The organism is Bradyrhizobium sp. ORS 111 (assembly GCF_045571485.1).
Lineage (GTDB): Bacteria > Pseudomonadota > Alphaproteobacteria > Rhizobiales > Xanthobacteraceae > Bradyrhizobium.
Map to the genome: position 1 here is coordinate 1,052,693 of NZ_CP120701.1, position 14,204 is coordinate 1,066,896.

General features: G+C 64.5%; 12 protein-coding genes. 7 read left to right on the forward strand and 5 right to left on the reverse strand.

Features of this window, described 5'->3' with window-relative positions:
- Positions 1-686: 686 nt before the first annotated feature.
- Positions 687-1,274, reverse strand: coding sequence for a PadR family transcriptional regulator (locus P6U30_RS04815; protein WP_407168393.1), 588 nt, complete (start codon positions 1,272-1,274; stop codon positions 687-689).
- A 155-nt stretch (positions 1,275-1,429) separates the two neighbouring features.
- On the opposite strand from P6U30_RS04815, the gene P6U30_RS04820 reads away from it, so the two are divergent.
- The 4 genes from P6U30_RS04820 to P6U30_RS04835 all read left to right on the forward strand — a co-directional run bounded on the left by P6U30_RS04820 (position 1,430) and on the right by P6U30_RS04835 (position 7,321).
- A complete protein-coding gene (locus P6U30_RS04820) occupies positions 1,430-1,846 on the forward strand; it encodes a nuclear transport factor 2 family protein (RefSeq protein WP_407168394.1) in 417 nt (138 codons plus the stop codon).
- 94 nt (positions 1,847-1,940) lie between these two features.
- Positions 1,941-3,731 (forward strand): acyl-CoA dehydrogenase C-terminal domain-containing protein, encoded by a 1,791-nt coding sequence (locus tag P6U30_RS04825; RefSeq protein WP_407168395.1) that lies wholly within the window; start codon positions 1,941-1,943, stop codon positions 3,729-3,731.
- A gap of 137 nt (positions 3,732-3,868) precedes the next feature.
- Positions 3,869-5,077: an acetyl-CoA C-acetyltransferase gene (locus P6U30_RS04830; protein WP_407150280.1), complete on the forward strand. Its 1,209-nt coding sequence runs from the start codon at positions 3,869-3,871 to the stop codon at positions 5,075-5,077.
- An 18-nt stretch (positions 5,078-5,095) separates the two neighbouring features.
- Complete coding sequence (locus P6U30_RS04835; protein ID WP_407168396.1) at positions 5,096-7,321, forward strand: FAD-dependent oxidoreductase; 2,226 nt, start codon at positions 5,096-5,098, stop codon at positions 7,319-7,321.
- A 244-nt stretch (positions 7,322-7,565) separates the two neighbouring features.
- Here the strand turns inward: P6U30_RS04835 and gstA are convergent, their stop codons facing one another.
- Positions 7,566-8,183 carry a glutathione transferase GstA gene (gene gstA / locus P6U30_RS04840; protein ID WP_407168397.1) on the reverse strand — a complete coding sequence of 206 codons (618 nt, stop codon included), beginning with the start codon at positions 8,181-8,183 and terminating at the stop codon, positions 7,566-7,568.
- A gap of 128 nt (positions 8,184-8,311) precedes the next feature.
- Between gstA and P6U30_RS04845 the strand changes: the two genes are divergently transcribed.
- The 3 genes from P6U30_RS04845 to P6U30_RS04855 all read left to right on the forward strand — a co-directional run bounded on the left by P6U30_RS04845 (position 8,312) and on the right by P6U30_RS04855 (position 10,997).
- Positions 8,312-8,836, forward strand: coding sequence for a MarR family winged helix-turn-helix transcriptional regulator (locus P6U30_RS04845; protein WP_407168398.1), 525 nt, complete (start codon positions 8,312-8,314; stop codon positions 8,834-8,836).
- A 90-nt stretch (positions 8,837-8,926) separates the two neighbouring features.
- Positions 8,927-10,297 (forward strand): glutamate--cysteine ligase, encoded by a 1,371-nt coding sequence (locus P6U30_RS04850; RefSeq protein WP_407168399.1) that lies wholly within the window; start codon positions 8,927-8,929, stop codon positions 10,295-10,297.
- Between the two features lie 175 nt (positions 10,298-10,472).
- A complete protein-coding gene (locus tag P6U30_RS04855; RefSeq protein ID WP_407168400.1) occupies positions 10,473-10,997 on the forward strand; it encodes a PAN domain-containing protein in 525 nt (174 codons plus the stop codon).
- On the opposite strand, the gene P6U30_RS04860 is transcribed toward P6U30_RS04855, so the two are convergent.
- The 3 genes from P6U30_RS04860 to tldD form a co-directional block, all read right to left on the reverse strand.
- Positions 10,975-11,586 carry a nucleotidyltransferase family protein gene (locus P6U30_RS04860; RefSeq protein ID WP_407168401.1) on the reverse strand — a complete coding sequence of 204 codons (612 nt, stop codon included), beginning with the start codon at positions 11,584-11,586 and terminating at the stop codon, positions 10,975-10,977. The genes P6U30_RS04855 and P6U30_RS04860 overlap by 23 nt on opposite strands.
- Before the next feature lie 206 nt (positions 11,587-11,792).
- Complete coding sequence (gene lepB, locus P6U30_RS04865) at positions 11,793-12,563, reverse strand: signal peptidase I (protein ID WP_407150286.1); 771 nt, start codon at positions 12,561-12,563, stop codon at positions 11,793-11,795.
- Positions 12,563-13,987, reverse strand: a complete 1,425-nt coding sequence (tldD, locus tag P6U30_RS04870) for a metalloprotease TldD (protein WP_407150287.1) — start codon at positions 13,985-13,987, stop codon at positions 12,563-12,565. Before tldD ends, lepB begins: the two co-directional genes overlap by 1 nt.
- Between the last annotated feature and the right edge of the window lie 217 nt (positions 13,988-14,204).

Sequence of the window (14,204 nt, forward strand, 5' to 3'; positions counted from 1 at the left end):
TCCGTCCGGTCCCGACTCCGGCGCCACACCCTGCGCCCACAGCCTCCCCGCGCATTCCTGTTAAGAGACAATCGAATTCTGCGTGGGGCGTCTGCCTCAGATGCCGACTTTTTCCCGTCACGGTAAATAACGGGTTAAGGAATGCGGCTAACGGATCTTAAAGTTCGGGAATCGCGGAACCGGTTGCGCCGGATCAGGACAGCGCTTTGCTTGTTGCTCGAATAACGAAAATGGTGCGTTTCTCCTTCCCCCTGAAAGGGGGAAAGTTGGGATGGGGGTCTACCGCAGACGCCGCTGCTCGTGGAGAGACATGATCCCCACCCGCCTTGCTCTGCGAGCAAAGCGACTCCCCTTTCAAGGCAGGGCTATCGCATATGCCGCCTTGGATGGCTGCGCACGTACTCGGCCTCGCGGTTCGAGACGCGACGCAAGCGGCGCTCCTCACCATGAGGGTCTACTATTGTGCCGCAACACAAGACGTCATCCTGAGGAGCCCGCCAAAGGCGGGCGTCTCGAAGGATGGGCCACAGGGCGTTTTTTCCCAAATGCGATTGCCCTACCCCTGAAAGGGGGAAGGTTGGGACGGGGTCAACCACAGACGCCGCTGCTCGTGGAGAGACATGATCCCCACCCGCTTTGCTCTGCGAGCAAAGCGACCTCTCCTTTTCAAGGTTGGGCGCTTGCTTCTAGCCGCCGCTCTCGCGCTTGCTGTCGTCGAGCGGCAGCACGTTGCCGCGACCGGCGATCGCGGACAGTGCGTCGAGCGCTTCCTCGCACCACTCCACCACCACGCGCTCGTGCCGCATCCCGATGCGCAAGCCGAGCATCTTGCCGAGATCGGCGGGCGGCGCGATGCCGTCGGGAAAGCGCTTGTTGAGCAGGCGCTCGTAGCGTTCGTAGCGGTCGCGGTGATGTTCGAGCCGCGCCATCAAATCGGTGCGCAGCGGCTCGATGTCGACGCTGTCGAGCGCGTAGAGTCGGACCAGCAGGTCATCCTTGATCGAGGGCGGCACGCTCGGCCGCGCCGCCCAGTGCTTCAGCGCCGCACGGCCCTCCGCCGTCAGGGTGTAGACCAGCTTGTTGGGTTTGCCCGATTGCACCACCTCGCGGCCCTGGACATGACCCTTGTCGCGCAGCCGCGACAGCTCGCGATAGATCTGCTGATGGTCGGCTTTCCAGAAGAAGCCGATCGACGCATCGAACGTCTTGGCGAGCTCATAGCCCGTCATCGGACGTTCCGTGAGACAGGCGAGGATTGCGTCACCGAGCGCCAACGCCCACCTCCATCTTGGTTCCCCATCTGCGTTCTGAACTCCGCTTGACTTTATGCATCATCGTGCATATGCGTCAATGTGCATATGGCGATCGGCCCAGTGTTTTGGAGACCGATCGATCGCCAGGCTCCTCATTCCACAGCAGGAGACGTCCGATGACCAGACCGGGCCTCGACAAGTGGTACGCCTACATGAAGTCCCACGATACCGCGGCGCTGTGGGACCTCCTGCATCCCGACGCGGTGTTCGAAAGCCCCGTGGTGCACACGCCGCAACGCGGCCGCGACATCACCTTCAAATACCTGACCAGCGCCGCCAAGGTGCTCGGCGGTCCGACCTTCAGATATCTGGGCGAATGGACCAGCGAGACCGGCGCCGTGCTCGAATTCGAGAACGTCATCGACGGCATCAGGATCAACGGCGTCGACATCATCAGCTTCGATGCCGATGGCCGGATCACGCATTTCAAGGTGATGGTGCGTCCGCTCAAGGCCATCAACATGCTGCATCGGCTGATGGGCGATGAATTGATGAAGCAGGGCGGCGCAACGCCGCAAGCTCAGTCTCAATAGTGTCACTGCCGCGGACCTTCGGAACCGGATAAGGTCCATTCCAACGAACCCAAGGACAAGCTGCGCTGCCGACGCCGCCAGCCGGGAGAACACCATGCCGACCTACAAAGCCCCTGTCGAAGACGTCAGCTTCCTGCTCAACGACGTCTTCCAAATCGACCGCTACGACAATCTTCCCGGCTTCACCGATGCATCGGCCGACGTGCGCGAAGCGATCCTCGGCGAGGCCGCCAAGCTCAGCGAGGAGGTGCTGCAGCCGTTGAATCGCACCGGCGATCTCGAAGGCTGCAAGCGCCATGACGACGGCAGCGTCACCACGCCGAAGGGCTTCAAGGACGCGTTCAAGCAGGTCGCCGAAGGCGGCTGGCTCGGGCTCTCGGCGCCATCGGAATATGGCGGGCAGGGTCTGCCGGTGGTGCTCAGCCAGGCGGTCAACGAATTCCAGATCTCCGCCAACATGGCATTCTCGATGTATGGCGGACTGACCATGGGCGCGACCGCGGCGCTGCTGGTGCACGGCACGCCGGAACAGAAGAAGACCTACGTGCCGAAGATGGTCGCGGGTGAATGGACCGGCACCATGAACCTGACCGAGCCGCATTGCGGCACCGACCTCGGTTTGCTGCGCACCAAGGCGGTGCGTCAGGCCGACGGCAGCTTCAAGATTTCGGGCACCAAGATATTCATCTCTGCCGGCGAGCACGACCTCGCTGACAACATCATCCATCTGGTGCTGGCGCGGATCGAGGGCGCGCCGGCCGGCATCAAGGGTGTCTCGCTGTTTGTCGTGCCCAAGGTGCTGGTCAATGCCGACGGCTCGCTGGGCGCGCGCAACGGCGTCTCCTGCGGCTCGATCGAGCACAAGATGGGCATTCACGGCAATTCCACCTGCGTGATGAACTACGACAACGCCACCGGCTGGCTGATCGGCGAAGAGAACAAGGGCATGCAAGGCATGTTCGTGATGATGAACGAGGCTCGCCTTGGCGTCGCCGTGCAGGGTCTCGCGCAGTCCGAAGTCGCCTATCAGAACGCGGTCGCCTATGCGCGCGAGCGTCTGCAGGGCCGTTCGCTGACCGGACCGAAGGCGCCGGACAAGCCGGCCGATCCGATCATCGTGCATCCCGACGTGCGCCGCGCGCTGCTCTCGATTCGCGCCTTCAACGAGGGTGCCCGCGCGATGGTGATCTGGACCGCGCTGAAGAGCGACGTCGCCCACCGCTCCAACGACGCCAGGGATCGTCAGGAAGCCGACGATCACATGGGGCTGATGACGCCGGTGCTGAAGGGCGTCCTGACCGATACCGGCTTCGCCAACACGGTTGCCGCGCAGCAGGTGTTCGGCGGCCATGGCTATATCGCCGAGCACGGCATGGAGCAGTTCGTGCGCGATGCGCGCATCGCCATGATCTATGAGGGCGCCAACGGCATTCAGGCGCTGGATCTGGTCGGCCGCAAGCTGCCGCGCGACGGCGGCCGCGCCGTGATGGCGTTTTTCAGCGAGGTCGGCGCCTACGCCAAGGAGCATGGCGGCGACGAGGCGATGAAGCCGTTCATCACGCCGCTCTCCACTGCGCTCGGCCATCTGCAGCAGGCGACCGGCTGGCTGATGCAGAACGCGCTGACCAAGCCCGACAATGCCGGCGCGGCGGCGACCGACTACATGAAATTGTTCGGCCTCGTCGCGCTGGCGTATATGTGGGCCAAGATGGTCAAGGTGGCGCAGGACAAGATCGCCGCGGGCACCGCGACGCCGCACCTGACCGCCAAGCTCGTCACCGGCCGCTTCTTCATGGAGAAGCTGCTGCCTGAGACCGCCGTGCACCTGGCGCGCATCCAGAGCGGCAGCGCCACCACGATGGAACTGGCCGCCGAAGCGTTCTAAAGCGTTTTCCAGCGAAGTGGATACCGGTTCGCGTGAAGAACACGCGTCAAACAAAAAGCCCCGAAAATTGCCGCCGCACCCTCTGCGGCGGCGCTCCGTTCGGCTATATATTATGATCCTCATATAAGGAGGGCATCATGCCTGAGGCATATATCTACGATCACGTTCGCACCCCGCGCGGCCGCGGCAAGGCCGATGGCGCGCTTCACGAGGTCACGGCGCTGGCGCTCGCCACCGTGCCGCTGAAGGCGCTGAAGCAGCGCAACAACCTTCCCGAGGATTCCGTCGACGACGTCGTGCTCGGCGTGGTCGATCCGGTCGGCGAGGCGGGCAGCGACATCGCGCGTTTCGCCGCGCTGAATGCCGGCTTGGGCGAGAAGGTGCCGGGCGTGCAGATCAGCCGCTTCTGCGCCTCCGGTCTCGACGCCGTGAACTTCGGCGCTGCGCAGATCATGAGCGGCCAGCATGAGCTCGTGATCGGCGGCGGCGCGGAATCGATGAGCCGCGTCGGCATCGGTGCCTCCGGTGGCGCCTGGCCGATGGATCCCTCGATGGCGGTGCCGGCCTATTTCATGCCGCAGGGCGTCTCGGCCGACCTGATCGCGACCAAATACGGTTTCTCGCGCGATGACGTCGACGCCTACGCCGTGCAGAGCCAGCAGCGCGCGGCCAAAGCCTGGGACGAGGGCCGCTTCAAGAATTCGGTGGTGCCGGTCAAGGACATCAACGGGCTGACCATCCTCGCCAAGGACGAGCACATGCGGCCCACCACGACGATGCAGTCGCTGGCGCAACTGCAGCCGTCATTTGCCGCGGTCGCGGCGATGGCCGGTTTCGATGCGGTGGCGGTGCAGTCGCATCCCGAGGTCGAGAAGGTCAACTACGTGCACCATGCCGGCAACTCGTCCGGCATCGTCGACGGTGCCGGCGCGGTGCTGCTCGGCAGCAAGGAGGCGGGAGCCAAGCACGGTCTGAAGCCGCGCGCCAAGATCCGCGCGTTTGCCAATATCGGCTCGGAGCCGGCGATGATGCTGACCGGTCCGGTCGACGTCACCGAAAAGCTGTTCGCGCGCTCCGGCATGACCAAGTCGGATATCGACCTGTTCGAGCTCAACGAGGCCTTCGCCTCGGTGGTGCTGCGCTACATCCAGGCCTTCGACATCGACAACGCCAAGATCAACGTCAATGGCGGCGCGATCGCGCTCGGCCATCCGCTCGGGGCGACCGGCGCGATGATCCTCGGCACCGTGCTCGACGAGCTCGAGCGCACCAACAAGGAAACCGCGCTGGTGACGCTGTGCATCGGCGGCGGCATGGGCACCGCCACCATCATCGAGCGGGTGTAAGGCGAGGGAGCGAACAACATGACTTACAAGAATTTCAAGTTCGAAACCGACGCCGACGGCATTGCGCTCGTCACCTGGGACATTCCGGGCCGTTCGATGAACGTGCTCGACGAGACGTCGATCCTGGAGATCGAGGAGATCGTCAAGCAGACCACGAACGATCCCGCGATCAAGGGCGTCGTCATCACCTCGGCCAAGGAGGCGTTCTGCGCCGGCGCTGATCTCTCGATGCTCGAGACCATGAGCCGCACCTATGCGGGCCTGCTGAAGGAGAAAGGTGAGGAGGCCGCCAACCAGGTGCTGTTCGACCAGAGCCGCCGCTTCTCGCAGGCGTTCCGCTCAATCGAGGTCTCGGGCAAGCCGTGGGTTGCCGCGATCAATGGCCTGGCGCTCGGCGGCGGCTTCGAGATCACGCTCTCCTGCCACTATCGCGTGGCGGCCGAGAATCCGAAGACTCGGCTCGGCCTGCCCGAGATCAAGGTCGGCCTGTTCCCCGGCGCGGGCGGCACCCAGCGCGTGCCGCGCATCGTGCCGCCGCAGGACGCGATGACGTTGCTGCTGAAGGGTGAGGCGGTCAATCTCGCCCGCGCCAAGGCGCTCAATCTGATTCACGCCATCGTTCCGGCGTCCGACCTGATCAAGGCCGCGAAGGACTGGATCAAGGCCGGCGGCAAGGCCGTCGCGCCGTGGGACGAGAAGGGCTTCAAGCTGCCCGGCGGCCCGGTGTTCTCGAAGGCCGGCATGCAGATGTTCCCCGCCGGCAATGCCATCTATCGCCGCGAGACCTACGACAATTATCCGGCCGCGCGCGCCATCATGAGCTGCGTCTATGAGGGCCTGCAGCTACCGATCGACGCCGCGCTGCGCGTGGAGTCGCGTTACTTCGCAAAGATCCTTCGCTCGAACGAAGCGGCCGCGATGATCCGCTCGCTGTTCTTGTCGATGCAGGAATTGAACAAGGGCGCGCGGCGTCCCGTGGGCGTGCCGCCGACCAAAGTGAAGAAGCTCGCCGTGATCGGCGCCGGCTTCATGGGCGCCAGTGTCGCCTACGTCTCGGCGCAGGCCGGCATCGACGTGGTGCTGGTCGACCGCGACCAGGAGAGTGCCGACAAGGGCAAGGCGCACGCCAAGACCGTGATCGACGGGCAGGTCGCCAAGGGCCGCATGAAGCAGGAGGCGGGCGACGCCATCCTGTCGCGCATCACCGCAACGGCCGATTACAACGCGATCAAGGAGTGCGACCTCGTCATCGAGGCCGTGTTCGAGGACCGCAAGGTCAAGGCGGATACCTTTGCCAAGGCGCAGCCGCTGTTGAAGGAGGGCGCGATCTTTGCGTCCAACACTTCGACACTGCCGATCAACTCGCTGGCCGAGGAGTTCAAGGACCAGGGCCGCTTCCTCGGCATCCACTTCTTCTCGCCGGTCGAGAAGATGATGCTGGTCGAGATCATCCTCGGAAAGAATACCGGCGATGTCGCGCTGGCGACCGCGCTCGACTATGTCCGCGCGATCGGCAAGACGCCCATCGTCGTGAACGACTCCCGCGGCTTCTTCGCCAACCGCTGCGTGATGCGCTACATCGCCGAGGGCAACGAAATGCTGCTCGAAGGCGTGCCGCCGGCGATGATCGAGAACACCGCCAAGATGGCCGGCATGCCGGTCGGCCCGTTGTCGCTGCAGGACGAGGTCGCGCTCGACCTCGGCCTCAAGATCACCAAGGCGACCGAAGCCGATCTCGGTCCCAACGCCGTCAACCAGGCGCAGAAGAAGCTGATGGTCGAGATGGTCGAGAAACAGGGCCGCTTCGGCCGCAAGAACGGCAAGGGCTTCTATGACTATCCCGAGAAGGGCAAGGGTCAGAAGAGCCTGTGGCCGGGCTTGGCCAGCCTGCAGCCGAAGCATCTCGACCCCGATACGCTCGACGTCGAGGAGCTGAAGCAACGCTTCCTGGTGGCGCAGGCGGTCGAGGCCGCGCGCACGGTGGAGGACCGCGTCATCACCGACGTGCGCGAGGCCGACGTCGGCTCGATCCTCGGCTTCGGCTTCGCGCCGTTCACCGGCGGCACGCTGTCCTATATCGACTTCATGGGCACGAAGACGTTCGTCGATCTCTGCCACAGATTCGAGAAGAAGTACGGCTCGCGCTTCACGCCGCCGAAACTGCTCGAGGAGATGGCAGCCAATGGCGAGACCTTCTACGGCCGCTTCCCGCCGAAGAAGCCGGCGGCACAGGCCGCGGAGTGAAGGGCGAGCGTAGCGCCCAGAACTCTGATGTCGTCCCGGGCAAGCGCAAGCGCGACCCGGGACCCATAACCACCGGCGCGGGTTTGTGAGCAAGCCGTGGCCCCAGCGTTCGCAACAACAGCTTCCTGGGATTATGGATCCCTGCTTTCGCAGGGACGACAGGGGTGAACGGACGACGTCTCGTTATAAACAGAAAGGGCCGGATCGACGATCCGGCCCTTTCGCTAGCCATGCGGTGCAAGCCTCACGCTGCCTTAAGCAGGCCTTCCTTCTTCAGCGCTTCCTGCACCTTCGGACGCGCCGCGACGCGGGCCTTGTAGGCCATCAGGTTGGGCAGGCCGGAGAGATCGAAGCCGAGCCGGTCGGTCGCCCACATGATCATCGTGAAGAGATAGCCGTCAGCGACCGTGAACTGGCTGCCCATCAGGTAGTCGCGGCCGGCGAGCTGGCTGTCGACATATTTGAACTTGCCGGTCGCGCGGTCCTTGAAGAACGCCTTGGCGTCGTCGGCGAGCACGGGCGAGAACATCGGGCCGAGGTTCTTGTGCAGCTCGGTCGTGATGTAGTTCAGCCATTCCAGCAGCTTGTAGCGCTCGTTGGAATCGCGCGCCGGGGCCAGCTTCTTGTCGGAAACCTTGTCCGCAATCATCTGGACGATGATCGGCCCTTCGGTGACCAGTTCGCCGGAGTCCAGCGCCAGCGCGGGCACCTGGCCCTTCGGGTTCACCTTCAGGAAATCGTCACCGTTTTCGAGCTTCTTGGCGCGCAAATCGACCTTCACCAGGTCATAGGGCAGGCCGGCTTCGAGCAGCGCGATATGGGGCGAGAGCGAGCAGGCGCCGGGGGAGTAATAGAGCTTCATGGGTAATTTCCTTCCCTTGTTCTTGGCGGCGGGAGAGGGATTGCCTACATGCACCTGCATGGAATAGTCAAGATTGATGCAGATGCATTTAGTGCGGTAGACTTGTTCCGGGAGCTATAGGCCAGACCATGAAACGCAAGCTATCGAGCGAGGCAACTGCGGCCTGGATCCGCCTGATGCGGGTGCCGAGCCGCGTGCTTGATTGCGTCGAGCACGATCTGAAGAAGGCCGGCTTTCCGCCGCTGGCCTGGTACGACGCGCTGCTCGAGCTGTCGCGCGCGCCGTCCGGCGAGCTGCGCCCGGTCGAGCTCGAGCGCCAGATGCTGATCCCGCAATATTCCACCTCCCGCCTGATCGACCGCCTGGTCGACGAAGGGCTTGCCGCGCGGCGCGAATGCAAGATCGACAAGCGCGGCCAGTTCGTCGAGATCACCGAGGCGGGCCGCGAACTGCAGAAGCGGATGTGGAGCGCGTATTCCGCCGCGATCGACAAGCATGTCGGCTCCAAATTGTCCGACGCCGAGGCGGCCAGGCTGTGCGGCCTGCTCGACCGGCTGGGCTGCTCCTGCAGCGACGCCAAAGGCGAAACCAAGGGCGAAACCAAGACCGACACCAGGGCGGCCCCCGCGCGAGACGGTGTGGTCGCCCGATGATATCCTTGATCCCACCAACCGCGGCCCTTCGGGCCTGCGGACCCTGCCACCGCGCGCATTCGATCGAAGCGCCCTTGAGTTGGATTTCGTATGGCGCGTGACCAGATCGATATGACGCCGCTGCAATCGCGCGACGAACTCGTGGCGTGGCTTGAAGCCGGCGTGAAGCCCGAATCCGAATTCCGGATCGGCACCGAGCACGAGAAGACGCCGTTCACGCTCGAAGGCCACCGGCCCGTGCCTTACGAGGGCGCCAAGGGCATCGGTGCGCTGCTCGAGGGCATGAAGCTCCTGCTCGGTTGGGAGCCGATCATGGAGCGCGGCAACATCATCGGGCTTTATGATGTCACCGGCGGCGGCGCGATTTCGCTCGAGCCGGGCGGGCAGTTCGAACTGTCCGGCGCGCCGGTGGAGACCGTGCATCAGACGCAGTCCGAGCTGATGGCGCATCTGGCGCAGGTGCGCGAGATCGCAACTCCGCTCGGCATCGGTTTCCTCGGGCTCGGCATGACGCCGTCGTGGTCGCGGGCGCAGATCCCGATGATGCCGAAGGGCCGCTACAAGATCATGACCAACTACATGCCGAAGGTCGGCAAGTACGGCCTCGACATGATGTACCGGACCTGCACGGTGCAGACCAATCTCGACTTCGCTTCCGAAGCCGACATGGTGAAGAAGCTGCGCGTGTCGCTGGCGCTGCAGCCGGTCGCGACCGCTCTGTTCGCCAACTCGCCGTTCACCGAAGGCAAACCCAACGGCTTTTTGTCGTTCCGCTCGGAGATCTGGCGCGACACCGACAATGCGCGCAGCGGCATGTTGCCGTTCGCATTCGAGGACGGCATGGGCTTCGAGCGCTATGTCGACTACGCGCTCGACGTGCCGATGTTTTTCGTCAAGCGCGGCGACGAATATATCGATGTCTCCGGCTCCTCGTTCCGCGACTTCTTCGCCGGCAAGAATCCGGCCTTTCCCGGCCAGCGTCCGACGCTGTCGGATTGGGCCAATCACCTCTCGACGATCTTCCCCGAGGTCCGGCTGAAACGTTATCTCGAGATGCGCGGTGCCGACGGCGTGCCGTGGGGCCGGCTGCCGGCGCTGCCGGCGTTCTGGGTCGGGCTGCTCTACGACAACGACAGTCTCGACGCTGCCTGGGACATCGTCCGCCACTGGACTGCGCCGGAGCGGCAGGCGCTGCGCGACGACGTGCCACGGTTCGGCTTCAAGGCGCGGATCAAGGACCGATATCTGTTCGAGATCGCCAAGGAGTGCCTCATCCTGTCGCATGCCGGGTTGCGGCGGCGCGGCCGGATCGATCATCTCGGGCGCGATGAAAGCCGCTACCTCGAGCCGCTGGAGCGGATCATCGAGGCCGGCCGCTCGCCGGCGGAAGAGATGCTGGAGAAGTTCAACGGTCCCTGGAATGGCTCGGTGGAACCCGCGTATCGGGAATACGCGTTCTAGCAATCTGGCTTCATCCGATTCCAGGCAGTGCTGGGCTCCCCATCCCGGCCCGCGGTTCCGCGCCGTTCATCCGCCGTACAGGTTCATGGCGCTCAAATGACTGCCCGCGAACGTCGCGGGGCTGCGCGAATTTGAGAGCAATCTCATGGGGATAGACCGCCTCTTTCGGGCGTGTATGGTGACGTTCGCTGTTTTGGCGGCAATGGCCGTGGCGCGCCCCGCGTCAGCGCAGACCAACTTCGACCGGCCCGGTGGCGACTATCTGAACTCGCCGGTGACGTCGGGCGACCCCGCCGATTGCGCACTCGCCTGTGAGCGCGACCGCCGCTGCCGTGCCTGGAGCTTCAACTATCCGACCGACGCCAACAATGGCGCGGTGTGCTGGCTGAAGAGCACGGTGCCGCTGCGCGTGCAGGACACCTGCTGCGTCTCCGGCGTCCGCGGCGCCGGCGTGGTCGAACCGCGCAACGGCGCGATCGAGACTTCGATCGACCGGTCGGGTGGCGACTACAAGTCGCTTGAACTGAAGAGTACCGACGGGACCGAAGCCTGCCAGGCTGCCTGCACCGCCGACAACAAGTGCCGCGCCTGGACCTACGCGCGGCCCGGCTATGCCGGTCGCAATGCGCACTGCTTCCTGAAGAAGGAGATCAAGCCGCCACGCCGCAAGGCGGGATTCATTTCGGGCGTGGTGCGCTGAGTCCGGCCGACGTTCCTGGAATTCGCCCAGCCTCCAGCACTGCAACCTCCGGCCACAGCGCCTTCCAGCGCGCCGCCTTCTTCGCATAGTTCGCCGCGGAGAAGTTCGCGGTGAGATTCGGCCGTACGATCATGCCGGCGATATCGTCGAAGCCGTTCGGGGCATAGACATCGTAGCGCTCAGCGGTACGGCGGATGCCGACCTGAGTGGTCGCTGTGAGGAAGCGGTCGATGCCGTCGGTCGAGCACGACAACGGCGGATAGGGCACGCCGTTCTTTTCGGGGTACCAGAGATGCACGCGCGCCTGATTGCGCGCCTCGATCACGACGTCGAGTTCGCCGAGACGCGCTTGCAGGTTGCGGATCACGGCATCCTCGGCGTCCCATGATGTGTCGAGGTCGAAATAGAAGATGTCGTAATCGCTGATGCCGTAGTCGACCGGCCGGTTTGTCTGCACGTTCCACACGGTCTGGACCAGGCAGCCGGAGACGATCCATGCGTCAGGTAAGGCGAGACGGAACAATTCGTCGGCGATGATGCGATTGGCCGGATTGCTCAGCGCTGCGGCGAGGAATTGATCTTGGGTCATGAAGAGAAGCGCAGGGGTGGGCGAAGCGAAGCGTGCACGCTAATTCAGGTCACCGCAGGCGATGGTGGGCACGTCGCTGCGCTGCTTTGCTCACCCTACGGCTCGCTGAGAATGTCGCCCGGATGCAGCGAGCGAAATCCGGGAGCACACGATCCGCGGCTGGATGGCCGCGGATTTCGCTGCGCTCGGTCCGGGCTGCGTCCGTGTCAATGCACCGATGTGAAGAACCGTGCCAGGCGGAAGCCGGAGAGCCAGGTCCAGACTGGCTGGCTGCGCATGCCCATATCCCAGGAGCCGACCACCGCATCGGCGCGGCCGATCAGATTGTCGATCGGCAGCAAGCCGACGCCGCCGTCGCGCACCGGCACGCGGCTGTCGGCCGAGTTGTCCCGGTTGTCGCCGAGCACGAACAGCTTGCCTGGCGGCACCGTCACCTCCGTCGTGTTGTCGAGCGGGCCGTTGTCGCGCATCTTGAAGATCGCGTGGCTAACGCCGTTCGGCAGCGTCTCGACATAGCGATACGCGTCTTCGCCGCCGCCGCGGTCGTCCTCGGCAAAGCCGGTGCCGTCCGCCTTCAGCGCCGCCGGATGATCATTGATGAAGAGCTGGCCCTGCCGCATCTGGATGCGATCGCCGGGCAGCCCCACCACGCGCTTGACCCAGGCCTGCGAGCGGTCGCCCGGCCAGCGGAACACCACGACATCGCCGCGCTTCGGCGTCTCGCCGAACAGGCGGCCGGTTTCCGGCAGCGTGATCTGGATCGGCAACGAGGCCGCGCCGTAGCCGTAAGGATACTTCGAAGCGACCAGCGCATCGCCGATCAGGAGCGTCGGCTCCATCGATCCCGACGGCACGTAGAACGGCTCGGCGATCGCACCCTTGGCGAGGAACACGACGGCGACGATCGCGGCCAACTGTGCGGCTTGTGAGCGCCAAGTCGACGGCTTGGCCGTCACGGTTTCGTTTCCGCTGCTCACTAGCCTGTACCTCCGACCGTAATCCGTTCCATCCGCAGCGTTGGCTGGCCGACGCCGACCGGTACGCCCTGACCATTCTTGCCGCAGGTGCCGATGCCGGTGTCGAGCGCAAGGTCATTGCCGATCATCGTGATCCTGTGGAGATCGGTCGGTCCGTTACCGATCAGCATCGCGCCCTTCAGCGGCGCGCCGAGCTTGCCGTTCTCGATTTTGTACGCCTCGGTGCACTGGAACACATATTTGCCCGAGGTGATGTCGACCTGGCCGCCGCCGAAATTGGCGGCATACATGCCGTTCTTTACCGATGCGATGATCTCGGCCGGGTCGCGGTCGCCGGCCAGCATATAGGTGTTGGTCATGCGCGGCATCGGCACATGGGCGTAACTCTGGCGTCTTCCGTTGCCGGTCGGTTTCATGCCCATCAGCCGTGCGTTCTGGCGGTCCTGCATATAGCCGACCAGGATGCCGTCCTCGATCAGCACGGTGCGGTTGGTCGGCGTGCCCTCGTCGTCGATCGAGAGCGAGCCGCGCCTGGATGCCATCGTGCCGTCGTCGACCACGGTCACGCCCTTGGCGGCGACTTGCTGGCCCATCAATCCTGCAAAGGCGGAGGTCTGCTTGCGGTTGAAATCGCCTTCGAGCCCGTGGCCGACCGCTTCATGCAGCATCACGCCGGGCCAGCCAGCGCCGAGCACCACGTCCATCTCGCCGGCAGGGGCGGGCACCGATTCGAGGTTGACCAGCGCCTCGCGCAGCGCGCCATCGGCAGCGTCGCGCCAAGCCTTGGTCTCGATGAAGCGCGCGTAGCCCTCGCGGCCGCCATAGCCCTTGCTGCCGCTCTCCTGCCGGTCGCCTTGGCCGGCGACCACGGAAATATTGACGCGCACCAGCGGGCGGATATCGCGATAGCTCTCGCCGTCCGGCCGTAGGATCTCGACCACCTGCCAGGTCGCGGTGAGGCTGGCCGAAACCTGCCGCACCCGCGGATCCTTGTCGCGGATATAGGCGTCGATCTCGCCGAGCAGCTTGACCTTGGCCTCGAATGCCGGCCCATCCAGCGGGTTCTCGTCGCCATAGAGCTTGAGGTTGGTGTGGGCCGGCGCCGGGGCGAACGTCCCGGCGTAGCCGCCGCGCACCGCCGCCACGGCGTCGGCGGCGCGGATCAGCGCCGGGATCGAGACGTCGGAGGAATGCGCATAGCCGACTGCGTCATCCTTGACCGCGCGCAAGCCGAATCCTTGCGAGGTGTCGTAGGTCGCCTGCTTGAGCCGACCATTGTCGAACACCAACGCCTCGGTCTGCCCGAATTCCAGGAACAACTCGCCGTCATCGGCGCCCGCAAGTCCCCGCGCCACCTCGCGGCGGACGGTATCGCGGTCGAGATTGGCACGGTCGAGCAGGGAGGTCGTGGCGGGATTGGTCATGGTCACTCCAGCGAACTGCGAATTCTTGCCATCCCTGCTTCGGGCGCAACCAAATACCGGCGCGAGGGAACCTGCAGCCAGCATTTGCGCGATCTAAGCAGAGATGAGCCTGAAACTCATCTTACATCCCGGAAACCTCGGGCTGCCGGTCCCGGGTTAAGCCCCGGACGCTCGTCGTCAAAGATAGTGCTTATGGCTGCAAATCGGGAGAGGCCGG